We start from the raw sequence: 26128 nt of genomic DNA, 5'->3' as shown, positions 1-26128 counted from the left end.
CCGGCGCTGTCTTTTCCTGAAGGCCGAAATGAAAACAGCCAGTGCCGGGGGAAGGCACTGGCTGATATCAACAACTCACCGAGGGGGCGTGTGAGTCGGAAACCGGAATTTTTACCGGTTCGCATTGGGGGCGATGCAAACCATTGTCCGGACATCACATAAACGGACGCTCGGAAAATAAGTTCCGGCAGGTGCGATATTTTTTGAAACAATTTTACGCCGGCTAAAACCTGTCAGCTGCAATCCGCTAAACCGCCGCTTCAAGCTCCGCACGATGACGGTGAAGCATGAGGAACTTCCGGTAATCCCGGTCGTATCCCGCCCGCTTTTCCGGGTTCGGCTGACGCTCGTGACCACCCGGATACATCGCCTGGCCAGCGGCGCCGAGATTCGGATAGAGCCCTCCGGCAACAGCGGAAATCATAGCGGTGCCAAGCAGGACCGCGTCGTTCGTTTCCGGCACCACGACCCGGCAGCCGGTGGCATCACTGTAGAGTTCCATCAGCAACGGGTTGCGGACATGGCCCCCGGTGACGTGAAGCGTGTCGAGGTCGTAACCCGCCTTCTTCATCATTTCCAGAATATGCCGGATGCCGAGGGCGATCGAAACGCAGGTCCGCCAATATAGCCGGCAGAGATCGTCGAAGGACGCATCGAGCGTCAATCCGCTGACCACACCGAGCGCATGCGGATCGGCAAGCGGCGAACGATTGCCGTGAAAATCGGGCAACACATGCAGCCGCCGGGCGAAATCCGCACCCTGTACCAACCGCAACTCCTGAATGCGTTTGACGATCGCGCCATGGACCTCGGCGTCCGGCTCGCTGCCGGCGCTATGATTGCGAACGATATGATCGAGCAGAGCGCCGGTTGCCGACTGCCCGCCCTCGATCAACCAGCTATCGCCCAGAACCGCCTCGAAATACGGACCCCACATGCCGAAGCCCGGCTTCATCTGCTTGGAGAAGGCCACGATGCAGCTCGACGTCCCGGCAATCAGCGCCAGTTGACGCTCCAGTTTCTCCGGCTGCCCGGCAAAGGCCCCCAAAGCCCCGATCGCACCGGCATAGGCGTCGATCACGCCGGTTGCCACCTCGCACCCATCGTCAAGGCCGAGCTCAAGAGCCGCTTCCGGCGTGAGCCGCCCCGTCGACGAACCGACGGCCAGTGTTTCATCCGGAAGATTGCCGCGCTCCAGAAGATCGGAAAGACCGATTGCTTCCAAAAATCGCGTTGCCACGCCTGCGTTTTGTGCGAGAGGTAGTTCCACTTCGCGGTCAAGGTGCAGCGCGAGCGCGCGGCATTGCCTGTGGCCCGCCACGACATAAAGTCGGCAAGATCGAAGAAGTATCCAGCCTTGGCCCACTGCTCTGGCATGTTCTGCTTCAACCACATGAGCTTGGGCATTTCCATCTCCGGCGACATGACACGGCCGGAGTGATCGAGCACCGGGTGTTTTGTCGCCGTGCAGAAATCGGCCTGGTCGAGCGCACGATGATCGAGCCAGACGATCGTGTCCCAGCGCGGATCGCCGTTGCGGTTCACTGAAAGTGGCGCCCCGTCCGCATCACGAAGGACGAGCGAGCAGGTCGCATCGAAACCGATGGCGGCAATGGAGGATGCCTCGACGCCTGCCTTGGCGCGCGCCGTCTTCACGGCGATGCAGGCGGCCGACCAGATATTTTCGGAATCATGTTCAGCGTGATTTTCTTCCGGCCGGTTCATGGCGATCGGATAATCCGCCCTTGCCAGAAGCATGCCCTGCCCGTTGAAAATACCGGCCCGCGCGCTGCCTGTCCCGATGTCGACCGCCACGACCAAATCGCGCATTAAAGAATGTTCCCGTCCCTTTGGTCTTGTCGGACCCCGCCCTTTTGTACTTGCCTGATAAAGTGTATCAATTCCCGCATATCGTCAAACAGCACATCCGGCTCAAGCTGCAACAAAGCCGCCTTGTGGCGCTCGGAGCGCGCATGCGACGCGCCGGCAAAGGCAAAGACGCGCATGCCGGCGGCCTTGGCCGCCTCAATACCGGCCGGGCTGTCCTCGACGACGATGCAGTTTTCAGCCGGAACCCCCATCTGCGCGGCAGCATGGAGGAACAGATCCGGCGCCGGCTTGCCTCTGGAAACCATCGACGCGCTGAACAGATGCGGCTCCAGCCGATCGATCAGGCCCGTGATCGTCAGCGAGAGCCGGATGCGCTCCATCTGGCTGGACGAGGCGACACAGCGCGGGATATCGAGCCCGTCAAGCGCCTCTGCGATCCCATCGACCGCCTGGAGTTCCGAGCGAAACCGCCGGTAGAGATCAAGCCGCATCTCTTCCAGGAACCGGTCATCGACCGCCAGCCCATAATCCTCATGGAGAATGTCGGACATGGTCTTGAGGCTCTTGCCAAGAAACCGGGCATAGGCCTCTTCGGCGTCCATTTCGACGCCGGCATTGTGCAAAACCCGCACCAGCACCTCGACGGACAAGGGTTCGCTATCGACCAAAACCCCATCGCAATCGAAGATCATCAACTGGGGAGCAGGTACCTGCATGCCGGTCAAGCCCGTGCCGGCGAACGGAAACCGCTGCTGAGAACGGCAGGATTCCGCGGGCGGCTGGGGTGCATGGCATCAATCTCCAAGTTTGCCGTCAAGATAGAGCTGCAGGGTTTCACGCGTGCCCTTTTCCCAAAGCGTCTTCAAGGCATGGGCAAAGCGACGCTGGAACAACTCCGATTTGGCAACTTCGCCGAAGATATCCGAAAGTGCAAGGAAGGCCTGTGGATCATGCTTGGCCTTCAAGGCCGCGGCCTGAAGACGATCGGCGCTGGCATCATTGAAGGCGATCGCCTTGCCGCTGTCGGAGGTTCCTGCGAAATAGCGGCACCAGAGGGCCGAGACCAGCGAAAGCCCGACAACATCTTCGCCACGGGCCAGACGATCGGCGGTCGAGGGCAGAATGAACTTTGGCTGGCGGTTGGAGCCGTCCTGGGCGAGACGAGGGATCGTGTCACCGATCTTGGGATTGAAGAGCCGGGTTTCGACAAGCTTGTAGTAGTCATTGAGATTGGTGTTCGGCACCGGCGGAATAACCGGGATGATCTCGTCAAATTCGAGTTTTTGAAGGAACGCCTGGATCAGCGGCTCCTCCATCGCCTCATGCACGAAATGGATGTCCATGAGTGCGGCCGGATAGGCGATGGCCGCATGACCGCCATTCAGGATGCGGATTTTCATATGCTCATAGGGCGCGACATCAGGCACGAACTGCACGCCGACGCTTTCGAGTGTCGGGCGTCCGGCCGGAAAATGGTCTTCCAGAACCCACTGCTTGAATTCCTCGCAGAACACCGGCCAGTTGTCCTCGATGGCATAGTCGGAGGCGACGATCCCGATTTCTCGCGGCCCGGTGGCCGGCGTAATGCGATCGACCATCCCGTTCGGAAAGGCGACATGGGCATCGATCCAGTCTGCCAATTCAGGGTCGGACAGGCGCGCCAGTCCCCGAACGGCGGCATGCGTGACTTCGCCATTGCCCGGAATATTGTCGCAGGACATCACGGTGAAGGGGCCAAGGCCCTTTGCCTTGCGGGCCTTGAGCCCGGCAATGATCAGGCCGAAGACGGTTTTCGGCTCATCCGGGCTCTGGCTGTCGGCAACGATCGCCGGATGGGCGGGATTGAACGTCCCGGACGCCGGGTCGATGAAATAGCCGCCCTCGGTAATCGTCAGTGAAACGATGCGGATCGCCGGATCGGCGAGCTGCGCAATCGTTGCGGCGGCATTGCCCGGACGCAGATAATCGATCATCGGGCCGGTGACGCGGGCAGCACTCCTGTTGTTGTCCTGCTCGACCACGGTTGTCAGGAAATCCTGCTCGGCAAGCTTGGCACGCATCGCCTCATCGGAGGGGAGAACCCCTGCCCCGATGATGGCCCAGTCATGGTCGCGGCCGCTGTTGAAGAGATCGTCGAGGTAAACGGCCTGATGGGCGCGATGAAAATTTCCAACACCGAAATGCACGATGCCGGCAGTGAGGCTTGCGCGCTCGTAAGACGGGACGGCAGCGGTCGCCTGAACCTGGTCCAGCGTTGCGAGTGAAAGTTTGGTGGTCATCGCATTGTCCTTTTCAAGCGAGCCTCGGGCTCAGCTCATCCAGTTGCCGCCGTCGACATTGTAGGTCTGGGAGACGATATAATTGCTCTCGCTGGAAGCGAGGAAGATGGCCATGCCGACCAGATCCTCCGCGGTGCCCATACGGCCGAACGGAACTTCCGAACCGACAAGCCGCTTCTTCTCGCCGAGCGGGCGGTTTTCGTACTTGGCAAACATCGCATCGACGCCATCCCAATGCTCGCCATCGACGACACCGGGCGCAATCGCGTTGACGTTGATGCCATGCTGGATCAGGTTGAGGCCCGCCGACTGGGTAAGGCTGATGACAGCCGCCTTGGTGGCGCAATAGACGCCGACAAGCGCCTCGCCGCGGCGACCCGCCTGGCTCGCCATGTTGATGATCTTGCCGCCGCGCCCTGGGCGATCATCTGCTTGGCCGCGGCCTGCATCGTAAACAGCGTTCCCGAGACGTTGATCGAGAACAGCGTGTCATAGCTCTTCCGGGTGATCTCGACGATCGGAGCCAGATCGAACAACGCTGCATTGTTGATCAGGATATCCAATCCGCCGGCCTTTGCAACGACGCTGGCCATCGCGGCATCGATCGAGTCCTGGCTTGTCACATCCATTTTCACGGCATAGGCGGATGGGCCGATTTCCGATGCGGTTTTCTCCGCCCGCTCCAGATTGATGTCGGCAATGGCAACTGTCACGCCCTCCCGCACATAGGCTTCGGCGAAAGCCCGCCCAATGCCGCGGGCAGATCCGGTAATCAGGGCACTTTTTCCTTCGAGACGGTTCATCTGATAGCAAGCCCCTTGGCATCGAAGCGATGCACGCGCTCAGCATCAGGCGTCAAAAACACCTTGTCGCCGTGGTTGACGGGGACATCGCCGCCGGTGCGCACCGTCACCATGCCGATGCCATCGACATGGACGTGCAGGAACGTGTCGGAACCGAGGTGTTCGGCAACGCCGACGACACCGGCCCAGCTCCCGCTCTCCTTCGACAGCTTTGTGTGCTCAGGGCGAAAGCCGATCGTCGGGGCATTGAACGGCGCTGCGATCTCGCCGCTGGCAAAGTTCATGCGTGGCGACCCGATGAAGCCGGCAACGAAGAGATTGTCGGGCTTGTTATAGAGTTCCAGCGGCGATCCGACCTGCTCGATATTACCGGCATTGAGCACGACGATCTTGTCGGCCATGGTCATGGCTTCGACCTGGTCATGGGTGACATAGATCATCGTTGTCTTCAGCTGGTGATGCAGCTCGCTGATTTCGAGCCGCATCGTGCCGCGCAGCGAGGCATCGAGGTTCGACAATGGCTCGTCGAAAAGAAAAGCCGACGGTTCGCGTACGATCGCACGGCCAATGGCCACACGCTGACGCTGACCGCCGGAAAGCTGGCCCGGACGGCGTTCCAGGTAACTGGTCAGATTGAGGACGCGCGCCGCTTCCGTGACCTTCTTGTCGATCAGTGCCGGATCGAGCTTGGCCATCTTCAGCGGAAAGGCGATATTGTTGCGCACGGTCATGTGTGGATAGAGCGCATAGGACTGGAACACCATGGCGAGACCACGCTTTGCCGGCGCTTCTCCCGTCACGTCACGTCCGTCGATCTCGATCGTGCCCGATGTCGTATCCTCCAGGCCGGCGATCAGGCGCAGCAGGGTCGACTTGCCGCAACCGGACGGCCCGACGAAAACGACGAACTCGCCTTCCTTGATGTCGAGGTCGATGCCCGGGATGACCTGCGTCTCGCCGAACGATTTGTTGACCTTCTTGAGCGTGATGTTACCCATGCGTGCCTCCCGGTATCTTTTCTTGTTTGCTTACTTGACGGCGCCGAAGGTCAGGCCGCGCACGAGTTGCTTCTGGCTGAACCAGCCCATGATCAGGATTGGCGCGATCGCCAAGGTCGATGCGGCCGACAGTTTTGCCCAAAACAGGCCTTGCGGACTGGAAAACGAGCTGATGAAGGCCGTCAAAGGCGCTGCATCCGTGGCTGTCAGGCGGATCGTCCAGAAGGCTTCGTTCCAGGCGAGAATGATGTTGAGCAGCATGGTGGAGGCGATGCCGGGAACCGCCATCGGCGTCAGAACGTAGATGATCTCGTTCCACAGCGAGGCACCGTCCATCCGGGCGGCTTCCAGTATTTCCGACGGTATTTCGCGGAAATAGGTGTAGAGCATCCAGACCACGATGGGCAGGTTGATCATCGTCAGCATCACCGTGAGGCCGATCCGCGAGTCGAGCAGGCCGAGATTGCGGAAGATCAGGTACATCGGAAACAGCACCGCCACCGCCGGCATCATCTTGGTCGAAAGCATCCACATCAGGATGTCCTTCGTCCGCTTTGTCGGAGAGAATGCCATGGACCAGGCGGCCGGAATGGCGATGAGCAAGGCCAGGATCGTCGAGCCGACAGACAAGACAACGGAGTTCATGAACGGCTTGAAGTAATTGTACTGATCCTGGACGGCACCGTAACTTTCCATCGTGCCTGACGGGATCATGTTGAAGCCGGCGATCGCCTCGGTTTCCGACTTGAACGACGTGATGATCGTATACAGGATCGGGAAGAAGATGATGAGTGCGACGATCCAGGCTGCGACCGTGAAGACTGCCTTGCGTTTCGTGCTGATAGCGCGTGCCATTGACGTATCCTCTTGTTCGGCCGCTCAGCGGTCCAGGTTCTTGCCGACGGCGCGCATGGCGAAGAAGGCGACGATATTGGCAAGAATGACGGCGATAATGCCTCCCGCAGATGCCTGGCCGATTTTGAATTCGAGCGACGCCTTCTGATAGACCAGGAACGGCAGGTTGGTGGACGCATAGCCCGGGCCGCCATTGGTCGTAACGAGGATTTCGGCGTAGACGGCGAGCAGGAAAATCGTCTGGATCAGGATGACGACGGTGATGGCCCGCGACATGTGCGGCAGCGTCAGATACCAGAAGCGCGACAGGAAACCGGCGCCGTCCATCTCGGCAGCCTCCTTCTGTTCTCCGTCCAGCGACTGAAGTGCCGTGAGCAGGATAAGCGTCGCGAACGGCAGCCATTGCCAAGCGACGATGATGATGACGGAAAACAGCGGATATTGTGCAAACCAGTCGACCGGCTGCACACCCAGAAACCGGGCGATATCGGCAAAGACGCCGTAGCTCGGGTGCATGATCATGTTCTTCCAGACCAATGCGGCCACCGGCGGCATGACGAAGAACGGCGATATCACCAGAATGCGAACGAACCCCTGCCCGAAAATCGGTTGATCAAGCAGGAGAGCGAGCAGGATGCCGCCGATCACCGTGATCAAGAGGACGCTTCCAACGATCAGCAATGTGTTGATGATGGACTGCAGGAAGGCCGGATTGGAATAAAACAGCGCGTAGTTCGCAAAACCGACAAAGCCATCGCGCAGCGGATTGAGCGGATTGTATTGCTGGAATGAAAACCAGAGGGTGAAGGCGAGCGGCACGATCATCCAGATGAACAGCATCAGCACGGATGGCGCCAGCATCAGCCGGGCAAGCGTTTGTGTCTGTCGCGTAGCCATGGTTCCCCCAGTCGTTGATGATGGACCGTTCGGTCTCGTCTTGCCGTTGCGCATCATCCTTGGCGCACGGCGCTAGGACGGCATCCGGGCCGCCAGCATACGCATATCGAATATCCAAGAGAAATAGGGCCGCCCGTTCGTTTGGACGGACGGCCCGGAGCGAGGCTGGTCCTTGGGAGCCAGACCTCGTTCCTTTGGTGCCGCGGCAAAACTACTTGATGTAGCCGCCTTCGGTCATGGTCGCGGTCGTCACGTCCTGTGCCTGCTTCAGCGCCTCGTCGACAGTCATCTGGCCGGCAAGAGCCGCCGAGAAGAGCTGTCCAACCGTCGTGCCGAGACCCTGGAACTCAGGAATGGCAACGAACTGGACACCGACATAGGGGACCGGCTTGACTGTCGGCTTGGTCGGGTCGGCCGAGTTGATCGAGTCGAGCGTCATCTTGGCGAAAGGTGCCGCCTTCTGGTATTCGGCATTGGCGTAGAGCGAGGAACGTGTGCCTGGAGGAACGTTTGCCCAGCCTTCCTTGGATGCGACGAGTTCGAGATAGGCCTTGCTTGTTGCCCAGGATACGAACTTCTGGGCTGCTTCCGCCTTCTGCGTACCGGCCGGAACCGCGAGCGACCATGCCCACAGCCAGTTGCCACGCTTGCCAAGGCCCGTATCAGGGGCGAGAGCGTAGCCAACCTTGTCGGCAACCATCGAGTCCGTCGGATTGGAGACGAAGGACGCGGCAACCGTGGCATCGATCCACATGCCGCACTTGCCCTGCTGGAAGAGCGCCAGGTTTTCGTTGAAGCCGTTGGAAGAGGCGCCGACAGGGCCGGCGTCCTTCATCAGGTCAACGTAGAACTGCAGCGTGTTCTTCCATTCAGCCTGGTCGAACTGCGGCTTCCACTGTTCGTCGAACCAGCGTGCGCCGAACGAGTTGGACATGGCCGTCAGGAACGCCATGTTCTCACCCCAGCCGGCCTTGCCGCGAAGGCAGACACCGTTGATCTCAGCAGTACGGTCGGTCATCTTGCGCGCGGCGTCTGCCACGAACTCCCAGGTCGGCGCGTCGGGCATGGTCAGCCCTGCCTTTTCCATCAGGTCCTTGCGGTACATGATGAAGGAGCTTTCGCCGTAGAACGGTGCGGCGAAGAGCTTGCCGTCGACGGACAGGCCGCCGGCAATCGCAGGAATGATATCGGCAGCGTCATAATCGGCACCGAGATTGTCCAGAGGCAGAAGCCAGTTCTGCTTTGCCCAGATCGGAACTTCATAGGTACCGATCGTCATGACGTCATACTGGCCGCCCTTGGTGGCGATATCAGTCGTGACACGTTCACGAAGGACGTTTTCCTCGAGGGTTACCCACTCGAGCTGGATATCCGGGTTTTTGGTGGTGAAGTCTTCCGTCAGGCCTTGCATGCGCACCATGTCGCCATTGTTGACGGTGGCGATGGTCAGGGTTTCCGCATTGGCAAAGCCACACAGAAGAAGTGCCGAGCAGGTGCCCAGCAGGAATGTTTTCAATTTCATAATCTTCCTCCCAGAAGAGTAATGAGCATTTGCTTCGCTCGTGGGCAATTACCCACTAAAGCCTCGACGGAGTCAATTGGCATTCCTTGCTGCATTGCAGAAAGGATGGACTAAACAATTGTTTTAAGAGAGAAATAATTTTTGAGCGATAGCGCAGGCTGCCGTGCCGGCACGCGCTCCATCAGCATCCAGACGATATCTTGAAAGGTCTCAGGCGCTCAGCAGGTACTCTGCAGTGCCTTCATCGGTGATGATTCCGTTGATCATGCCACCCGTCAGCGCCGCCCGGATCGCGGCATATTTTTTCCGTCCCTTGGCAAGACCGACGACGGTCGCCGTCTCGCGCGACGGCAAGGGCACGCTGGCCACCCGGTCGTTGATCAGGTCTGCCAGCAACTGGCCTTCCTGATCGAACATCCAGCCGCAGATCTCGCCGCAGGCACCGGTCGCAGTCAGGCGGTCCATTTCCTCACGTGCCAGAAATCCATCCACGCACAGGGGTGCATCCGAACCGAGCTCGCCGATGCCGACGAAAGCGACATTGGCTTCACGTCCGAGTTGCAACGCAAACTGCACGAGATCCTGCCGGTGCAGCAGGTCACGCTGCGCCGCAGACGAAACCAGGACCGGAAGAGGCATCGGGAAATGCCGCGCCTTGACCGCATCGGCCATCGAGAAGATGACGTTGTAGTAGGCCGCCGACCCGTCCGGACCGATATTACCTGTCAGCGAGACGATTCTGTGCTGCGGACATTCCATCGGCGGCAACTGGTCGATCGCCGCCTTCAGCGTTCGCCCGGTTCCGACGGCAAGCACGATCGGATCGGCAGATTTCAGCCAGCGCTCGATCTCGACCGCACCGGCCTCGGCGATACCCACAGTTGTGGATGTCGAGGCCGGATCAGTGGGAACCACGTCGACATGGCGAAGCTCGAACTTGTCCTTCAGGCGCTCGGCGAGTTCCAAGCAGGCGGCAATCGGATGGTCCAGCCGCACCTTGATCAGCTTTTCGGCAACGGCGAGCGAAACCAGGCGCTGTGCAGACTGGCGCGAAATGCCCATGGCCGATGCGATCTCGTCCTGCGTCCGGCCGGCGACATAATAGAGCCATCCGGCGCGCGCCGCATCGTCCAACCGATTGTTCGCCTCCGCCCGTCTCGCCATCGCCCCTTTTCCCACAAAACCAATTCCAATTGAATTGCTGGCATTTTTACAGCCTGCCTGTCAAACGCCGACGAGGCTCAATGCTCGAAATACAACCGTAACAAACTGAAAACGCTGTCGTTTAAGCGGAATCGAATTTCGAAATTTTACCATTTGATAAAAAATAAAGCTGAGTTACCGTTTCGTCAGCCAAAGCTCGACATTTGGGAGACAAAAATGGGAACTATGAACTCTGGGATCCACAAGGGCCGCCTGTCGCCTGCGCAGTATGAGGCGAATTTTTCCGACCTCCATGCACCGCTGGACGATCATGAAGCGCTCGTCGCATCGGACCGCTGCTATTTCTGCCACGACGCGCCGTGCATGACGGCCTGTCCCACCTCGATCGATATTCCGCTGTTCATCCGGCAAATATCGACAGGCAATCCGATCGGCTCTGCCAACACGATTTTCGACCAGAACATTCTGGGCGGCATGTGCGCCCGCGTCTGTCCCACCGAAACGCTCTGCGAGCAGGCCTGCGTGCGCAACACCGCCGAAGGCAAGCCTGTCGCCATCGGCCAGTTGCAGCGCTATGCGACCGACATCGCGATGGAAGAAAACAAGCAGTTTTATGCCCGCGCAGAGGCAACCGGTAAATCGATCGCCGTCGTTGGCGCCGGTCCCGCTGGCCTCGCCTGCGCCCACCGCCTTGCCGTCAACGGCCATGACGTCGTCGTCTACGATGCTCGCGAAAAGGCCGGTGGTCTTAATGAATACGGCATCGCCACCTACAAGGCGGTCGATGATTTCGCCCAGAAGGAGGTCGATTATGTGCTGGCCATCGGCGGCATCGACATCCGCAACGGCCAGATGCTCGGTCGGGACTTCTCGCTGGCCGATTTAAAATCCCGCCATGATGCCGTCTTTCTCGGCATGGGCCTCACCGGCGTCAACGCCCTGCGCGCCGAGGGCGAAACGGCAGAGGGCGTCGTCGATGCCGTCGATTTCATCGCCGACTTGCGGCAGGCCGAAGACAAGGCCGACATCGCCGTCGGCCGCCGCGTCGTCGTTCTCGGCGGCGGCATGACAGCGATCGATGCCGCCGTACAGGCCAAGCTGCTCGGCGCCGAGGAAGTGACGATCTGCTACCGTCGCGGCAAGGAGCATATGAACGCCTCGGAATTCGAACAGGATCTGGCCGCCTCCAAGGGCGTTTCGATCAAGCACTGGCTGCAGCCCAAGCGTATCGTCAGCCGTGACGGCAAGGTGGCGGGCATCGAGCTCGAATATACGACGCTCAGTGAAGGTCGCCTCGTCGGCACCGGGGAGACCGGCATCATTGCCGCCGACCAGATTTTCAAGGCGATCGGCCAGACCTTTGAGGCCGATGGTCTCGGTTCGCTGCTGCTCGACGGCAGCCGCATCTCCACGGATGCCGAAGGCCGCACGACGCTGGATGGCGTCTGGGCCGGGGGCGATTGCGTCAAGGGCGGCGAGGACCTGACGGTCTCCGCCGTTGCCATGGGTCGCGATGCGGCCATGTCGATCAACCGGGCGCTTGCCGCCGACGTGCAGCCCGCCGCTGCGGTCGCTTGAAGAGGAGAATGAACAATGGCTGATCTCCGCAACAATTTCGTCGGCATCAAGTCCCCGAACCCGTTCTGGCTCGCCTCTGCACCGCCGACAGACAAGGCCTACAATGTAGAGCGCGCCTTCAAGGCCGGCTGGGGCGGCGTTGTCTGGAAGACGCTCGGCGAGGAAGGACCGCCGGTCGTCAACGTCAACGGCCCGCGCTACGGCGCGATCTGGGGTGCCGACCGCAGGCTTCTGGGTCTCAACAACATCGAACTGATCACCGACCGGGATCTCTACACCAACCTGCGCGAAATGAAGCAGGTGAAGATGAACTGGCCGGACCGCGCCCTGATTGCCTCGATCATGGTGCCCTGCGAGGAGCAGGCCTGGAAATCCATCCTGCCTCTGGTCGAGGAAACCGGTGCCGACGGTATCGAGCTCAACTTCGGCTGTCCGCACGGCATGTCGGAGCGCGGCATGGGCGCTGCGGTCGGCCAGGTGCCGGAATATATCGAAATGGTGGTGCGCTGGTGCAAGCAGTACACCCGCATGCCTGTTATCACCAAGCTGACGCCGAATATCACCGATATCCGCAACCCGGCACGCGCAGCCAAGAAGGCGGAACCGATGCGGTCTCGCTGATCAATACGATCAACTCGATCACCTCGGTCAACCTCGACACTTTCTCGCCGGAACCGTCGATCGACGGCAAGGGCAGCCATGGCGGCTATTGCGGCCCGGCGGTCAAGCCGATCGCGCTCAACATGGTGGCCGAGATCGCCCGCGATCCGGAAACCTACGGCCTGCCGATATCAGGCATCGGCGGCGTCACCACCTGGCGCGATGCGGCTGAATTCCTCGTGCTCGGTGCCGGTAACGTTCAGGTCTGCACCGCGGCGATGACCTACGGCTTCAAGATCGTGCAGGAGATGATAACGGGTCTTTCCGACTGGATGGACGCCAAGGGCCACCGCAATCTCAACGACATCACCGGCCGCGCCGTGCCCAACATCTCCGACTGGCAGTATCTCAACCTCAACTACGTTGCCAAAGCCCATATCGACCAGGATGCCTGCATCAAATGTGGCCGCTGCCACATCGCCTGCGAGGACACCTCGCACCAGGCGATCACCCAGTTCGTCGACGGCATCAGGCACTTCGAGGTGATGGAAGACGAATGCGTCGGCTGCAATCTCTGCGTTAATGTCTGTCCCGTGCAGGACTGCATCACCATGGTGCCGCTTGCCGCCGGCACACTGGATGAGCGCACCGGCAAGCCGGTCGATGCTAACTACGCCAACTGGACGACCCATCCGAACAATCCGATGGCGCGCCAGGCTGCGGAATAAGCGGGCCTTCGATACGGAAATATCTTTTGGCCGGCTTCCGCGTGGAGCCGGCCAAATCGTTCCAAGCCGACATTTTTCACAGCCAAGGAAACGCTGCGTTCTCAAATCCGGCGTTGCTCCCGGCTGCCGAAACAGCCAATATAAGAAAAACCAAAAACGGCGGCGGCAGACAGCAACCGCACAGGGACCGGGCACCCATATTTGAAACGCGATCTCGCAACATTGCGCAAGAAGCTGCACCTAGTCTCAGGCCTCGTGCTGGCGACATTCATCCTTGGCCATTTCGGCAATCTTTTTGCCGGACTTGTCTCGATCGAGGCCATGGAAGCTGTGCGCCATCCGCTTCACCTGGTTTGGCGCAGCTGGCCCGGCACCATCCTGCTCTATGGCGCGCTTTTCACCCATTTTGCCATGGCGCTGGACAGTCTTTATCGTCGGCAGACATTGCGCATGCCGCTGCGCGAAGGCCTGAAGATCACGTTTGGCCTCAGCCTGCCTTTTCTTCTGGTCGCGCATGTCGTGGGCACGCGGCTCGAATACACGTTGTCCGGCTTCTCGATGGACTATCCGCGGATTCTGCGGATTCTCTGGTCCAACAACTTTGACACCTACAAGCAGTCATTTGCGCTCATTGCTGCGTGGTCCCATGGCTGCCTCGGCATCTGGTTCTGGCTGCGGGGCAAGGTCTGGTTCGAGCGTTACGCGCTGGCGCTCTATTCCGCGGCAATTCTCGTGCCCGTGATTGCACTGATCGGCTTTGCCGTCTCCGCCCGCGCCCTCGATCCGGCCGTTCAAAGCCTGCGCTGGTTCGAGGAAGGCCGCACCGATCCGCAAATCCTCGCCCAGTTAAGGCAGGCAATTTACATCGGGCTGCTGCTGGCCATCGGCGCTGTCCTGGCCATTCGCGTATTGCCGTCGCGCGGCCGCGTCCGTATCACCTATCCGGACGGTCGCACCGTGCCGGTCAATGCGGGCTTCAGCGTGCTGGAAGCCAGCCGCTCCGCCGGCATTCCGCATCTCTCGATTTGCGGCGGCCGCGGCCGTTGTTCCACCTGCCGGGTCCGGATCACCGAAGGTCTCAGCGGTCAGCCCGAGGCCACGGAAGCAGAGGCTATTACCCTCAAGCGAATTCGCGCGCCCGCCAATGTGCGCCTCGCCTGCCAGCTGCGGCCGGTGAAGGACCTGACCATTGCACCGGTTCTGGGCGCCGACAGTATGGGCTTGAAATCCGGCCCGTCCCGCGACGAGGCTGCCGGCCGCGAGCGGCGGATCACGGTCCTGTTTTGCGATTTGCGCGACTTCACCCAGTTGGCCCAGAAACAACTGCCTTTCGACACGGTCTTTCTGCTGAACCGCTATTTCGAAACGATCGGCGAAGCCGTCGAAAGCTCCGGCGGGGTCATCGACAAATTCATCGGCGACGGCGTGCTCGCCCTTTTCGGCCTCAATACCACGGTGGAAGAGGCAAGCGCGCAGGCACTGGCTGCGACCGTTCGCATCGGCAAGGGTGTCGAGGTCCTGAACCGCAGCTTTACCAGCGAGCTCGAAAAGCCGTTGCGCATTGCCATGGGCATGCACGCCGGCCCCGCGATCATCGGCCATATCGGCTACGGCAAGGCATCGGCGCTGACGGCCGTCGGCGACACGATCAATGCGGCGAGCCGGCTGGAAGGTTTTGCCAAGGAATATGATGCGGAACTCGCCGTCTCAGCCGATGTGGTGCGTTATGCCGGCCTGACGCTCGCCACCCATGATCGCCACCACATCTCCATTCGCGGACGAACCGGGACGTTGGAAACCCTGATCATCCAGAAAACGGCGGATATTGCGGCATCGCTTCCACAGGTGGACTCCCAGGCCGTTTAAAGAAGCGAAGCGCTCAGGACGATGCCGGCCCATGAACCGCAAGGCCGTTGATGAAGAGCTGCTCGAGGAAGCGCGCCGCATCCTCGAATCGCCCTTCGCCCGAATGCTCTTCCCCGAGAACGGCACGGACCTGCGCATCGAAATCGGCATAGTGCTGGGTCGTGGACCAGATGGCGAAGATCAGGTGGTAGGGATCGCATTTGGCGATCTTGCCGGCCTTTGCCCAGGCGCGGATGACCTCGACCTTTTCATCGACCAATGTTTTCAGAGGCCCCCTGAGTTCATCCAGAATATGCGGCGCGCTCTGCAGGACCTCGTTGGCAAACAGCCGGCTTTCGCGCGGGAAGTCGCGGGCCATTTCCAGCTTGCGGCGGATATAGCTGCGGATCTCGGCCACCGGATTGCCCTCCGCATCGAATTCGCGCAGCGGATCCAGCCAACTATCAAGCACGCGGTCGATCAGCGCCCGGTGCATGGCTTCCTTGGTGCGGAAATAATAGAGCAGATTGGGCTTCGACATGCCGGCGACTTCGGCGATCTGGTCAATCGTGCTGCCACGGAAACCATGCGTGGCAAAAACCTCAAGCGCAGCCTCCAGAATCTGCTCTTCCTTCTCCTCCTGGATACGGGTTCGCCTCTGGGTCTTGGCTGCTCTCGGTAGGACCATTTTCTCCCCTGCACTCTTCTGGCTTTGCGCTGCCGCAACCTCCATCCTGCTCAAAATCAGCCAGCGCTAAAATTTTGGGCACCGCCTCCGATTTTTTGTTTTTTCGTCTTGAGTGCGGCAACGGAAGTTGTAATGTTTTACCAACCGGTCAAATTATCAGTCAGTTACATCACAAACGCAACGGCTGATCGCAGGGCAATCGAAAAAACCAGATGCCCCGATTTGACCGACGGGAACATGAGGCGCGACAAGCGGCGCCGATACGACACTGGATGAGGGAGAACGCCATGGCTGCACCGGGCGAGAACATGCGCATCAATGCGGACCGTCTCTGGGCGACGCTGATGGACATGGCCAAGATCGGCCCCGGCATTGCCGGCGGCAACAATCGCCAGACGCTGACGGACGAGGATGGTGAGGGCCGCCGGCTTTTCCAATCCTGGTGCGAGCGCGCCGGCATGACCATGGGCGTCGATACCATGGGCAACATGTTCTTCACGCGCCCCGGCACCGACCCGGATGCCCTGCCCGTCTATGTCGGCTCGCATCTCGATACGCAGCCGACCGGCGGTAAATATGACGGCGTTCTCGGCGTGCTCGCCGGCCTCGAACTCGTTCGCTCAATGAACGATCTCGGCATCCGGACGAAACATCCTGTTGTCGTCACCAACTGGACCAACGAGGAAGGCGCGCGCTTTGCGCCTGCCATGCTCGCGTCGGGCGTCTTTGCCGGCGTGCATACCCAGGACTTCGCCTATGACCGCAAGGATCCGGACGGCAAGCGTTTCGGCGACGAGTTGCAGCGCATCGGCTGGCGCGGCGACGAGGAAGTCGGTACCCGCAAGATGCACGCCTATTTCGAATATCACATCGAGCAGGGCCCGATCCTTGAGGCCGAGGAAAAGCAGATCGGCGTTGTCACCCACTGTCAGGGCCTGTGGTGGCTGGAATTCACCCTGACCGGCCGCGAAGCCCATACCGGCTCGACACCGATGAACCTGCGCGTCAATGCCGGGCTTGCCATGGCCCGCATCGTGGAAATGGTCCAGGGCGTTGCCATGGAAAACCAGCCCGGCGCCGTCGGCGGCGTCGGTCAGGTGTTCTTTTCCCCGAACTCACGCAACGTGCTGCCCGGCAAAGTTGTCTTCACCGTCGACATCCGCTCGCCGGACAAGGCCAAGCTCGACCGCATGCGCGCGACGATCGAGGCGGAGGCGCCAAAAATCACGAACGCGCTCGGCGTCGGCTGTTCGATCGAGCCGATCGGCCATTTCGAGCCTGTCACCTTCGACCCGACGCTCGTCACCGCCGTGCGCAACGCCGCCGAACGCCTCGGCTACAGCCACTTGAACCTGATTTCCGGCGCCGGTCACGATGCCTGCTGGACGGCGAAAGTCGCGCCCTCGACCATGGTCATGTGCCCCTGCGTCGGCGGCCTCTCGCATAATGAGGCCGAGGACATTTCCAAGGAATGGGCCGCCGCCGGCTGCGACGTGCTGCTGCATGCGGTGGTGGAGACGGCGGAGATTGTGGAGTAGGGCCATGGAGGCAAGTCAGGAAGAGCAAGCTTTGGTGGCTTCGCCCCCTCATCCGGCCCTTCGGGCCACCTTCTCCCGTTGGGGAGAAGAGGGAGTTTGCCGTTCTTTCTAAACCCGTCTTTATCCCTGCACTTCCAACGCTATCCGTTACGCACGGGGGCAGCACACACACCCTCTTCTCCCCCACGGGGAGAAGGTGGCCCGAAGGGTCGGATGAGGGGGCCTCCGGTGAACGCGCAGAAAAACAACGATATTACCAAGCGCCGAAATGGCGCAACAGCGAAAGCGCGTAATCTTCGGCAGGACGAGACAGAGGCCGAATACAAGCTCTGGAATGAACTGCGCAATCGCCTGCTGAATGGATACAAATTCACAAGACAAGTGCCGCTTGGACCTTATGTTGCCGACTTCGTCTGTCGCGAAAGAAGCCTTGTAATCGAACTCGACGGCGCACAGCATTCCGGCTCGCTTTCCGATATTGTTCGAACACATTGGCTGAACGAAAAGGGTTATTCAGTCCTGCGGGTCTGGAACGATGAAATCCTGCGCGAGCGGCGCACAGTTCTCGACACAATACTCGCAGTCCTGTCCGGCGAGATTTCAGCTCGTTGCGATGCGACCCGCTTTTCGCCCGCCGGCTCCTTTGCGAATACCAAAAGGAAATACGCTCATGACCACCATCATCAAAAACGGAACCATCGTCACAGCCGATCTCACCTACAAGGCCGACGTCAAGATCAATGGTGGCAGGATTGTCGAGATCGGGCCGGACCTGTCGGGCGACGAGGTGCTGGATGCGACCGGCTGTTATGTCATGCCGGGCGGGATCGATCCGCACACCCATCTCGAAATGCCGTTCATGGGCACCTATTCCTCCGACGATTTCGAGAGCGGCACGCGGGCGGCGCTCTCCGGCGGCACGACCATGGTGGTGGATTTTGCCCTGCCCGCCCCCGGCCAGTCGCTGCTCGAAGCGCTGACCATGTGGGACAACAAGACGTCGCGCGCGACCTGCGATTTCTCCTTCCATATGGCGATCACCTGGTGGGGCGAGCAGATCTTCAACGAGATGCAGACCATCGTCGAGCAGAAGGAATCAACTCGTTCAAACACTTCATGGCCTACAAGGGCGCCCTGATGGTGGATGACGACGAGATGTTCCATTCCTTCCAGCGCTGCGCCGAGCTTGGCGCGCTGCCCATGGTGCATGCCGAAAACGGCGATATCGTCGCGCAGATGCAGGCCAAGCTCTTGGCGGAAGGCAACAACGGCCCGGAAGCCCACGCCTATTCCCGTCCCGCCGCCGTCGAGGGCGAAGCGACAAACCGCGCCATCATCATCGCCGATATGGCAGGCGCACCGCTCTACGTCGTGCATACCTCCTGCGAGCAGGCCCACGAAGCCATCCGCCGCGCGCGCCAGAACGGTATGCGCGTTTATGGGGAGCCGCTGATCCAGCACCTGACGCTGGACGAAAGTGAATATGCCAACCCCGACTGGGACCACGCCGCCCGCCGCGTCATGTCGCCGCCCTTCCGCAACAAGCAGCATCAGGACAGTCTCTGGGCCGGCCTTGCAGCAGGCTCGCTGCAGGTGGTCGCCACCGACCATTGCGCCTTCACGACCGCCCAGAAGCGTTTCGGCGTCAATGACTTCACCAAGATCCCGAATGGCACAGGCGGGCTTGAAGACCGCATGCCGATGCTTTGGACGCACGGCGTCGCCACCGGCCGCATCACCATGAACGAGTTCGTGGCCGTGACCTCGACCAATATCGCCAAGATCCTCAACATGTATCCGAAAAAGGGTGCGATCCTCGTCGGCGCCGATGCGGACATCGTGGTCTGGGATCCGAAGCGCTCGAAAACGATCTCGGCCTCCGCTCAGCAGTCGGCGATCGACTACAACGTCTTCGAGGGCAAGACCGTCACCGGCCTGCCCCGCTACACGCTGACGCGCGGCGTCGTCGCCATCGAGGAAGGAACCGTCAAGACCCGCGAAGGCCACGGTGAGTTCGTCAAGCGCGAACCCTTTACCGCCGTCAACAAGGCGCTCTCGACCTGGAAAGAAATCACCGCACCGCGCAAGGTCCAGCGCAGCGGCATTCCGGCGAGCGGGGTCTGAGCATGCGGCTCGTTGCGCGTCTCCCTCTGTTTCTCGCAGCGAGCCTGACAAGCGCTGGGCTTGTTCACGCGCAGGAAAAATTCCTCGATGGCGCCTATGGCAACAAGGATGGCTGCGCCTTTGCCAACAGCAATGAAGCGATGGGGTCCGAGGATTTCTTCCTACTGACGGACGAAGCCGTCACGTCGGCTGCATCCTATTGCAGCTTCAATGCGCCGGTGACAAAGAAGGGCGATTCCTTTGCCGCTCAGGTCACCTGTGCGGAAGAAGGGAAGGCGGCGAGATGGAGACGAGCCTCCAGATTGAGCGGACCGGAAACGACTATATGATTGTGTTCGAGGACGGAATGCGCTGGGGACCCTTGAAGAGATGCAAATGACCACCGCCTTGCACTGTCCCGCCGCCGGCTCAGGCCGGCACCAGCGCCTCCAGTTCCGGCAGCAGAATGACGCTTTCCTGTTCGTTCGGATCGGTGCGGGCGATCACGGCGGAGGCCGGCTGGTCGGAAAGGTTGGCCGGCAGATGCGGCACGCCGGCCGGGATGTAGAACATTTCGCCGGCGCGAACGATGACGTGGTTTTCCAGCCGCTCGCCGTACCAGGTATGGGCCTCGCCGGAGAGCATGTAGATCGCGGTTTCGTGGCTCGCATGCTTGTGCGCCTTGGCCCGTCCGCCCGGCGGGATCGTCAGAAGGTGCATGCAGATGCCAGACGATCCGACTGTTTCGGCAGCGATGCCTTCGAAATAGCTGAACCCCTGCTTGCCGTCATAGGTGCCGCCGGGGCGAACGATCCGGCAGGTCGGTTGTGATGATTGCGACATATATTCCCTCCGTCGATTCCCGCACTTTGGACGAGGTTAGCGTATCTTCAAAAAATCGCATATGCGAGACCAGTACAGAATATCCCATGCGACCAACGGTCGATCATCACGGAGCAGGCAGCACGAAATGAGCAATACTTCCGCATCCGTTGTCTCCGCCAGACGACTGGGCCTGACCTTCAACACCAATGACGGCCCGGTGCATGCGCTGACCGGCGTCGATCTCTCGGTGAACAAAGGCGACTTCGTCTCCTTCATCGGCCCCTCCGGCTGCGGCAAGACGACCTTCCTGCGTGTCATCGCCGACCTCGAAAAACCAACCTCCGGCACGATCACCGTCAATGGCATGACGCCCGAGGAAGCGCGCAGGAAACGCGCCTATGGTTATGTCTTCCAGGCGGCAGCGCTCTACCCCTGGCGAACGATCGAAAAGAACATCGCCCTTCCCCTGGAAATCATGGGCTACAGCGCCGCCGAGCAGAAAGAGCGTGTTGAGCGCACGCTCGATCTGGTCAATCTCTCCGGCTTCGGCAAGAAATTCCCTGGCAGCTGTCGGGCGGCATGCAGCAGCGCGCCTCGATCGCCCGCGCGCTCGCCTTCGATGCCGACCTGCTGTTGATGGACGAACCCTTTGGCGCGCTTGACGAGATCGTCCGCGACCATCTCAACGAGCAGCTTTTGAAACTCTGGGACCGGACCAACAAGACGATCTGCTTCGTCACCCACTCCATCCCCGAAGCCGTCTATCTCTCCACCCGCATCGTCGTCATGAGCCCCCGCCCCGGCCGCGTCACCGACGTCATCGAATCCACCCTGCCCCGCGACCGCCCGCTAGGCATTCGCGAAACCCCGGAATTCCTTGAGATCGCGCATCGGGTGCGCGAGGGTTTGAGAGCGGGACATAGTTATGATGAGTAGGGTCATGAAGGAAAGGCTTGAGCTTGGGGCCGCACCCCCTCTGTCCCGCCGGGACATCTCCCCCACAAGGGGGAGATCACAACCAGCCTCCCGTGCCACATGTAAGGGACGCACGGCGCTCGCGGCTAATCTCCCCTTGTGGGGGAGATGTCGCGGAGTGACAGAGGGGGTGCTACCACACAACGGGGATCGACCCATGACCGCCCCATACGCCTTCTGGCTGTTCCTCGCGACCATGATCTTCCTTGGCGGCGCCACCGCTTCGCGGGCCTATGTCGGCAATAACAATGTGCTGGTGCTCATGCTGTCGCTTGGGCTTTACATGGTCGGCAACCTGGTCATGCTGAAGCTGATGCGCACCGGGGGCTCGGGCTTGCCATATCGCTTTCGGCGGTCGTGCAATTGGTGCTGGTCAACCTCATCGCCTTCGGTTTCTTCGGCGAAAGGCTCAGCCTCGTGCAGATGGCCGGCGTCGGTCTCGGCATCGTGTCGATGGGGCTGATGATGCTGCCGATCAGTGGAAAGGCGTGACGATGGAAAAACCGAGTTTCATTCACGATCGCGTGCTGCCGGTGGGCAGCATCCTCATCGCCCTCCTTGTCATCTGGTATATCGCCGTCGTCTTCCTAAACGCCCCCTTCGAGCGCGATACCGCGGGCCGGGCCGGAACGACGATCACCTTTTCCGAAATCGTGCCGAAGACCATGTTTCAGGCGCGGCCGGTACTGCCGGCGCCGCATCAGGTGGTTGCGGAAATCTGGGATACGACCGTCAACAAGGCGATCACCTCCAAGCGCAGCCTCGTCTACCATGCCTGGATCACGCTGTCGGCGACGCTGCTGGGTTTCGTCATGGGTGGCGCTCTCGGCATCGTTCTGGCAATCGGCATCGTCCACAACAAGGCGATGGACCGTTCCTTCATGCCCTGGGTCATCGCCAGCCAGACGATCCCGATTCTGGCCATCGCGCCGATGATCATCGTGGTCCTGAACGCGATCGGCATTGCGGGGCTTCTGCCCAAGGCGCTGATCTCCACCTATCTCTCGTTCTTCCCTGTGGTTGTCGGCATGGTCAAGGGCCTGCGCAGCCCCGAGCAGATCCAGCTTGATCTGATGCACACCTACCATGCCAGTAAATCCCAGACCTTCTGGAAACTGCGCTGGCCGGCCTCGATGCCCTACCTGTTCACCTCGCTGAAGGTTGCGGTGGCGATTTCGCTGGTCGGCGCCATCGTTGGCGAACTGCCGACAGGGGCCGTTGCCGGTCTCGGTGCCCGGCTGCTTGCCGGCTCCTATTACGGCCAGACGGTGCAGATCTGGTCGGCATTGTTCATGGCCGCCGCACTTGCCGCGACTTTGGTGCTCATCGTCGGCTTTGCCCATACCGCCGTTCTCAAGCGCATGGGGGTCAAGCCATGAACCAGACAACAAATATGGGCGCCTTGGCGGCGGCCATCGTCTTCTGGCTGGCAGCCTGGGCCTTCAACGAATGGCTGGTACGCCAGACGTTTAGAAGCGACGCGCTCAACCGTACAGCGCGGATCATCGTGCCGCTCCTGTTCGGCGTGTCGATCCTCGTGCTCTGGGAAGGCATTGTCCGCGGCTTCGCTATCCCTTCAGTGCTTCTGCCGCCGCCATCGATGATCTGGGTGCGGCTGATCAATTCCGTGCCGATTCTCTGGGCGGATTTCCAGCAGACTTTTCTCAAGGCGGTCATCATCGGCTACACGCTCGGCTGCGGCCTCGGTTTCCTCGTGGCACTTGCCATCGACCGCTCGCCCTTCCTGCAGAAAGGGTTGCTGCCGCTTGGCAATTTCGTCTCCGCCCTACCCGTCATCGGCGTCGCCCCGATCATGGTCATGTGGTTCGGCTTCGACTGGCAGTCGAAGGTCGCGGTCGTCGTCATCATGACCTTTTTCCCGATGCTGGTGAACACCGTTTCCGGCCTTGCGGCCGCCAGCCACATGGAACGCGACCTGATGCACACCTATGCGGCCACCTGGTTCCAGACGCTCGTCAAGCTGCGCCTGCCGGCCGCCTGGCCGTTCATCTTCAATGCGCTGAAAATCAATTCGACATTGGCGCTGATCGGGGCGATTGTCGCTGAATTCTTCGGGACGCCCATCGTCGGCATGGGCTTCCGCATCTCCACGGAAGTGGGGCGCATGAACGTCGACATGGTTTGGGCCGAAATCGCCGTTGCGGCGGTGGCTGGCTCTGTCTTTTACGGGGTGGTCGCGCTCATCGAGCGGGCCGTCACGTTCTGGCACCCGTCCGTGAGGAATTCGCGCACGGTATGAGGAGAAGGGCTCGTCCGCTCAAGGACGGGCACGATGAAGAAGGCCGCCCGACCGCAAAGGAAGGGCATAACAAAAAGAGGGAACTGAGATGAAAACGAAACTTGCCTCCATGCTTCTGGCCAGCGCCTTTTCGCTGTCCGCCTTTCAGGCGGAAGCCGCCGACAAGGTGGTCCTACAGCTGAAGTGGGTCACCCAGGCGCAGTTCGCAGGCTATTATGTCGCCAAAGACAAGGGCTTCTATGAAGCCGAAGGCCTCGATGTCGAGATCAAGCCGGGCGGCCCGGACATCGCACCGCCGCAGGTGATTGCAGGCGGTGGCGCCGATGTGGTCGTCGACTGGATGCCGTCAGCCCTTGCCACCCGCGAAAAGGGTGTGCCGCTCGTCAATATCGCCCAGCCCTTCAAGTCTTCGGGCATGATGCTGACCTGCCTGAAGGAATCCGGCGTTGCCACACCGGCCGACTTCAAGGGTAAGACACTCGGCGTCTGGTTCTTCGGCAATGAATATCCGTTCCTCTCCTGGATGAGCCAGCTCGGTCTCAAGACCGATGGCGGTCCGGAGGAGTCACCGTTCTCAAGCAGGGCTTCAACGTCGATCCGCTGATCCAGAAGCAGGCCGCCTGCATCTCGACCATGACATACAACGAATACTGGCAGGTCATCGATGCCGGCATCAAGGCGGAAGACCTCGTGACCTTCAAATACGAGGATCAGGGCGTCGCCACGCTGGAAGACGGCCTCTACGTGCTCGAAGACAAGCTCAAGGACCCTGCCTTCAAGGAAAAGATGGTCAAGTTCGTGCGTGCCTCGATGAAGGGCTGGAAATATGCCGAAGCCAATCCGGATGAAGCCGCCGGCATCGTTCTTGAAAACGATTCCACCGGCGCCCAGACCGAAGAGCACCAGAAGCGCATGATGGGCGAAGTGGCCAAGCTCACCGCCGGCTCCAACGGCGCGCTTGACGAAGCCGACTACAAGCGCACGGTCGCCTCGCTGATGAAGGGCGGTTCCGACCCTGTTATCACCAAGGAGCCGGAAGGTGCCTTCACGCTCGACATCACCGCAGAAGCGCTGAAATAACATCTGTTTCCATCCTTGGCGTTTTTGAGAAACGCGCGGTCCTGGCCGCGCGTTTCTTGCATTTGCGCCACACCCGCAAATCCTGATGATCGGGCGCAACGTAACGGCACAAAAAGTACGTTGCATTGCGAAGACCAACTGATAGAAATAGTGAGGCACCATTCTTTCGCGCGGCGCCTTGTAACCGGATGGCCGCGCGGCTACATCAGCTTCGGCGCAGAGGATGGTGCGCCGGAGAAGAATTGGTCCCTGTAACAGCCGGCATGCGCGGGAAAATGGCTTCAAGAGCCACACTCGCTGTCGCTAGGCTGTGACACACGGACGGCAGAATACGAATTTCAGGGAACAAGTGTGATGGCTTTCAAAGCAGTATTCGCCGCCGGCATGTCCGCATCTGTCATGGTGATCGCAATGGCGGCGCCCGTGCGGGCACAGGAGCCTGCCGCCGCAACCCAGGAAGTGGCTTTGCCCGCGATTGTCGTGACGCAAGCGAAGAACCAGCCGATCGTTGACCGCGTTGTCGCCACAGGAACCATCCAGGCGGTCGAAGAAACATACGTATCCCCGCTCGTTGATGGCCTTTCGATCCGCACGCTCAATGCCGATATCGGCGACCGTGTGGAGGAAGGCAGCACGCTCGTCGTACTCAACAACGACAACCTCCTGCTGACCAAGAGCGAAAGTGCTGCAAACCTTGCAAAGGCAAATGCCTCGCTGGCGCAATACGAAGCACAACTCGCCGAAGCCCAGGCGACCGCGGACGAGGCCGTCCGCACAGCCACGCGGTCACGCAAGCTCGCCGATTCCGGCACGGTCTCGACTGCGCAGGCTGACCAGAACGAAGCCACGGCCACGGCCGCGCGCGCACGGGTCAATTCGGCAGAGCAGTTCATCGCGGTCGCAAGGGCGGAGATCAAGGTGGTTGAATCGCAGATCTCCGACGTCGATCTGCGGCTTGCCCGGACAGAAGTGAAGGCGCCGGTCAGCGGTGTGATTGCGGCCAAGACCGCCAAGGTCGGGGCCATTGCCAGTGGCGCCGGCGAACCGCTGTTCACCATCATCCGCGACGGCGCGGTCGAGATGAAGGCCGACGTCTCCGAATCCGACCTCCTGAAGATCGCGGTCGGCCAGAAGGCTCGCGTGATGCTGGCCGATGGCAAGAACGTGCTCGACGGCACGATCCGCCTGATTTCGCCCAAGGTGGACGACCAGACCCGTCTCGGAACGGTCTACGTCAGCCTCGCCGAGCCTGAAAAAGCCCGCGTCGGCATGTATGCCAATGCCGATCTGATCGTCGAGGAGAAGCAGGCCATCGTTCTGCCGCTGACAGCTGTCATGACCTCGCGCGATGAAATCACGGTACGCAAGGTGGAAAACGGCGTCGTCCGCATCGTGAAGGTCGAAACCGGCATTCAGGACGGCAAGTTCATCGAAATCACCGCCGGGCTGACACCCGGAGACGAGGTTGTCGCCAAGGCGGGCGCCTATGTGCGCGACGGCGACAAGATCAATCCGGTCAAGCCGACCCCAGACGCCAACCAAGCCGCAACGAATTAACGG

General features: G+C 60.5%; 19 protein-coding genes and 5 pseudogenes. 13 read left to right on the top strand and 11 right to left on the bottom strand.

Translation table 11 applies throughout. From position 1 onward, the window contains the following. Positions 1–247: 247 nt before the first annotated feature. From P6U16_RS17720 to P6U16_RS17680, 9 genes and pseudogenes are all read right to left on the bottom strand, one after another. A pseudogene (locus P6U16_RS17720) lies at positions 248–1830 on the bottom strand (FGGY-family carbohydrate kinase). Beyond that, on the bottom strand, positions 1830–2546 hold the full coding sequence (locus P6U16_RS17715; RefSeq protein WP_277701610.1) for an HAD family hydrolase: 717 nt from the start codon (positions 2544–2546) through the stop codon (positions 1830–1832). Before P6U16_RS17715 ends, P6U16_RS17720 begins: the two are co-directional and overlap by 1 nt. A 78-nt stretch (positions 2547–2624) precedes the next feature. After that, positions 2625–4109 (bottom strand): mannitol dehydrogenase family protein, encoded by a 1485-nt coding sequence (locus P6U16_RS17710; protein ID WP_277701609.1) that lies wholly within the window; start codon positions 4107–4109, stop codon positions 2625–2627. A 30-nt stretch (positions 4110–4139) separates the two neighbouring features. After that, a pseudogene (locus P6U16_RS17705) lies at positions 4140–4912 on the bottom strand (L-iditol 2-dehydrogenase). Beyond that, a complete protein-coding gene (locus P6U16_RS17700; protein WP_277701608.1) occupies positions 4909–5910 on the bottom strand; it encodes an ABC transporter ATP-binding protein in 1002 nt (333 codons plus the stop codon). The pseudogene P6U16_RS17705 and the gene P6U16_RS17700 overlap by 4 nt, the downstream one beginning before the upstream one ends. Before the next feature lie 30 nt (positions 5911–5940). Next, positions 5941–6765: a carbohydrate ABC transporter permease gene (locus P6U16_RS17695; protein WP_277701607.1), complete on the bottom strand. Its 825-nt coding sequence runs from the start codon at positions 6763–6765 to the stop codon at positions 5941–5943. 24 nt (positions 6766–6789) lie between these two features. After that, a complete protein-coding gene (locus P6U16_RS17690) occupies positions 6790–7662 on the bottom strand; it encodes a sugar ABC transporter permease (protein ID WP_277701606.1) in 873 nt (290 codons plus the stop codon). A 211-nt stretch (positions 7663–7873) separates the two neighbouring features. Further along, entirely contained in the window at positions 7874–9184 is a 1311-nt protein-coding gene (locus tag P6U16_RS17685; RefSeq protein ID WP_277701605.1) for a sugar ABC transporter substrate-binding protein, read from the bottom strand. 210 nt (positions 9185–9394) lie between these two features. After that, complete coding sequence (locus tag P6U16_RS17680) at positions 9395–10348, bottom strand: sugar-binding transcriptional regulator (protein WP_277701604.1); 954 nt, start codon at positions 10346–10348, stop codon at positions 9395–9397. 216 nt (positions 10349–10564) lie between these two features. On the opposite strand from P6U16_RS17680, the gene P6U16_RS17675 reads away from it, so the two are divergent. The 3 genes and pseudogenes from P6U16_RS17675 (at position 10565) to P6U16_RS17665 (ending at position 15120) form a co-directional block, all read left to right on the top strand. After that, complete coding sequence (locus tag P6U16_RS17675) at positions 10565–11926, top strand: NAD(P)-dependent oxidoreductase (RefSeq protein ID WP_277701603.1); 1362 nt, start codon at positions 10565–10567, stop codon at positions 11924–11926. Positions 11927–11941: 15 nt separating this feature from the next. Then, a pseudogene (gene preA / locus P6U16_RS17670) lies at positions 11942–13254 on the top strand (NAD-dependent dihydropyrimidine dehydrogenase subunit PreA). Between the two features lie 201 nt (positions 13255–13455). Beyond that, a complete protein-coding gene (locus P6U16_RS17665; RefSeq protein ID WP_277701602.1) occupies positions 13456–15120 on the top strand; it encodes an adenylate/guanylate cyclase domain-containing protein in 1665 nt (554 codons plus the stop codon). A 13-nt stretch (positions 15121–15133) separates the two neighbouring features. Here the strand turns inward: P6U16_RS17665 and P6U16_RS17660 are convergent, their stop codons facing one another. After that, positions 15134–15787 (bottom strand): TetR family transcriptional regulator C-terminal domain-containing protein, encoded by a 654-nt coding sequence (locus tag P6U16_RS17660; RefSeq protein WP_277701601.1) that lies wholly within the window; start codon positions 15785–15787, stop codon positions 15134–15136. Between the two features lie 287 nt (positions 15788–16074). On the opposite strand from P6U16_RS17660, the gene P6U16_RS17655 reads away from it, so the two are divergent. The 3 genes and pseudogenes from P6U16_RS17655 to P6U16_RS17645 all read left to right on the top strand — a co-directional run bounded on the left by P6U16_RS17655 (position 16075) and on the right by P6U16_RS17645 (position 19778). Next, the gene (locus P6U16_RS17655) at positions 16075–17325 is read left to right on the top strand and encodes a Zn-dependent hydrolase (protein WP_277701600.1); all 1251 of its coding nucleotides are present in this window, start codon (positions 16075–16077) and stop codon (positions 17323–17325) included. A gap of 670 nt (positions 17326–17995) precedes the next feature. Then, positions 17996–19449 (top strand): annotated as a pseudogene (gene hydA, locus P6U16_RS17650) (dihydropyrimidinase). 2 nt (positions 19450–19451) lie between these two features. Next, entirely contained in the window at positions 19452–19778 is a 327-nt protein-coding gene (locus P6U16_RS17645) for a hypothetical protein (RefSeq protein ID WP_277701599.1), read from the top strand. A gap of 79 nt (positions 19779–19857) precedes the next feature. Here the strand turns inward: P6U16_RS17645 and P6U16_RS17640 are convergent, their stop codons facing one another. Next, positions 19858–20271 carry a cupin domain-containing protein gene (locus P6U16_RS17640; RefSeq protein WP_277701598.1) on the bottom strand — a complete coding sequence of 138 codons (414 nt, stop codon included), beginning with the start codon at positions 20269–20271 and terminating at the stop codon, positions 19858–19860. A 127-nt stretch (positions 20272–20398) separates the two neighbouring features. Between P6U16_RS17640 and P6U16_RS28410 the strand changes: the two genes are divergently transcribed. From P6U16_RS28410 to P6U16_RS17610, 7 genes and pseudogenes are all read left to right on the top strand, one after another. Next, positions 20399–20890 (top strand): ATP-binding cassette domain-containing protein, encoded by a 492-nt coding sequence (locus tag P6U16_RS28410; protein ID WP_349017659.1) that lies wholly within the window; start codon positions 20399–20401, stop codon positions 20888–20890. Next, positions 20833–21189, top strand: a complete 357-nt coding sequence (locus tag P6U16_RS28405) for a hypothetical protein (protein WP_349017658.1) — start codon at positions 20833–20835, stop codon at positions 21187–21189. The genes P6U16_RS28410 and P6U16_RS28405 overlap by 58 nt, the downstream gene beginning before the upstream one ends. A gap of 402 nt (positions 21190–21591) precedes the next feature. Beyond that, positions 21592–21720: a hypothetical protein gene (locus P6U16_RS17630; protein ID WP_277701597.1), complete on the top strand. Its 129-nt coding sequence runs from the start codon at positions 21592–21594 to the stop codon at positions 21718–21720. A gap of 2 nt (positions 21721–21722) precedes the next feature. After that, positions 21723–22607: an ABC transporter permease gene (locus P6U16_RS17625; RefSeq protein ID WP_277701596.1), complete on the top strand. Its 885-nt coding sequence runs from the start codon at positions 21723–21725 to the stop codon at positions 22605–22607. Then, entirely contained in the window at positions 22604–23488 is an 885-nt protein-coding gene (locus P6U16_RS17620) for an ABC transporter permease (protein ID WP_277701595.1), read from the top strand. Before P6U16_RS17625 ends, P6U16_RS17620 begins: the two co-directional genes overlap by 4 nt. Positions 23489–23576: 88 nt before the next feature. Further along, positions 23577–24568 (top strand): annotated as a pseudogene (locus P6U16_RS17615) (ABC transporter substrate-binding protein). Between the two features lie 354 nt (positions 24569–24922). Then, positions 24923–26125, top strand: coding sequence for an efflux RND transporter periplasmic adaptor subunit (locus P6U16_RS17610; RefSeq protein WP_277701594.1), 1203 nt, complete (start codon positions 24923–24925; stop codon positions 26123–26125). Positions 26126–26128 lie beyond the last annotated feature (3 nt).

The sequence above is a fragment of the Rhizobium sp. 32-5/1 genome (assembly GCF_029537235.1).
Taxonomy (GTDB): domain Bacteria; phylum Pseudomonadota; class Alphaproteobacteria; order Rhizobiales; family Rhizobiaceae; genus Pararhizobium.
This window is presented reverse-complemented; position numbering and strand designations above follow the sequence as displayed.

Coding starts and splice junctions, on each gene's coding strand:
- P6U16_RS17715 (WP_277701610.1), bottom strand. CDS start 2,546: ATGCAGGTACCTGCTCCCCAGTTGATGATCTTCGATTGCGATGGGGTT.
- P6U16_RS17710 (WP_277701609.1), bottom strand. CDS start 4,109: ATGACCACCAAACTTTCACTCGCAACGCTGGACCAGGTTCAGGCGACC.
- P6U16_RS17700 (WP_277701608.1), bottom strand. CDS start 5,910: ATGGGTAACATCACGCTCAAGAAGGTCAACAAATCGTTCGGCGAGACG.
- P6U16_RS17695 (WP_277701607.1), bottom strand. CDS start 6,765: ATGGCACGCGCTATCAGCACGAAACGCAAGGCAGTCTTCACGGTCGCA.
- P6U16_RS17690 (WP_277701606.1), bottom strand. CDS start 7,662: ATGGCTACGCGACAGACACAAACGCTTGCCCGGCTGATGCTGGCGCCA.
- P6U16_RS17685 (WP_277701605.1), bottom strand. CDS start 9,184: ATGAAATTGAAAACATTCCTGCTGGGCACCTGCTCGGCACTTCTTCTG.
- P6U16_RS17680 (WP_277701604.1), bottom strand. CDS start 10,348: ATGGCGAGACGGGCGGAGGCGAACAATCGGTTGGACGATGCGGCGCGC.
- P6U16_RS17675 (WP_277701603.1), top strand. CDS start 10,565: ATGGGAACTATGAACTCTGGGATCCACAAGGGCCGCCTGTCGCCTGCG.
- P6U16_RS17660 (WP_277701601.1), bottom strand. CDS start 15,787: ATGGTCCTACCGAGAGCAGCCAAGACCCAGAGGCGAACCCGTATCCAG.
- P6U16_RS17655 (WP_277701600.1), top strand. CDS start 16,075: ATGGCTGCACCGGGCGAGAACATGCGCATCAATGCGGACCGTCTCTGG.
- P6U16_RS17645 (WP_277701599.1), top strand. CDS start 19,452: ATGCGGCTCGTTGCGCGTCTCCCTCTGTTTCTCGCAGCGAGCCTGACA.
- P6U16_RS17640 (WP_277701598.1), bottom strand. CDS start 20,271: ATGTCGCAATCATCACAACCGACCTGCCGGATCGTTCGCCCCGGCGGC.
- P6U16_RS28410 (WP_349017659.1), top strand. CDS start 20,399: ATGAGCAATACTTCCGCATCCGTTGTCTCCGCCAGACGACTGGGCCTG.
- P6U16_RS28405 (WP_349017658.1), top strand. CDS start 20,833: ATGCAGCAGCGCGCCTCGATCGCCCGCGCGCTCGCCTTCGATGCCGAC.
- P6U16_RS17625 (WP_277701596.1), top strand. CDS start 21,723: ATGGAAAAACCGAGTTTCATTCACGATCGCGTGCTGCCGGTGGGCAGC.
- P6U16_RS17620 (WP_277701595.1), top strand. CDS start 22,604: ATGAACCAGACAACAAATATGGGCGCCTTGGCGGCGGCCATCGTCTTC.
- P6U16_RS17610 (WP_277701594.1), top strand. CDS start 24,923: ATGGCTTTCAAAGCAGTATTCGCCGCCGGCATGTCCGCATCTGTCATG.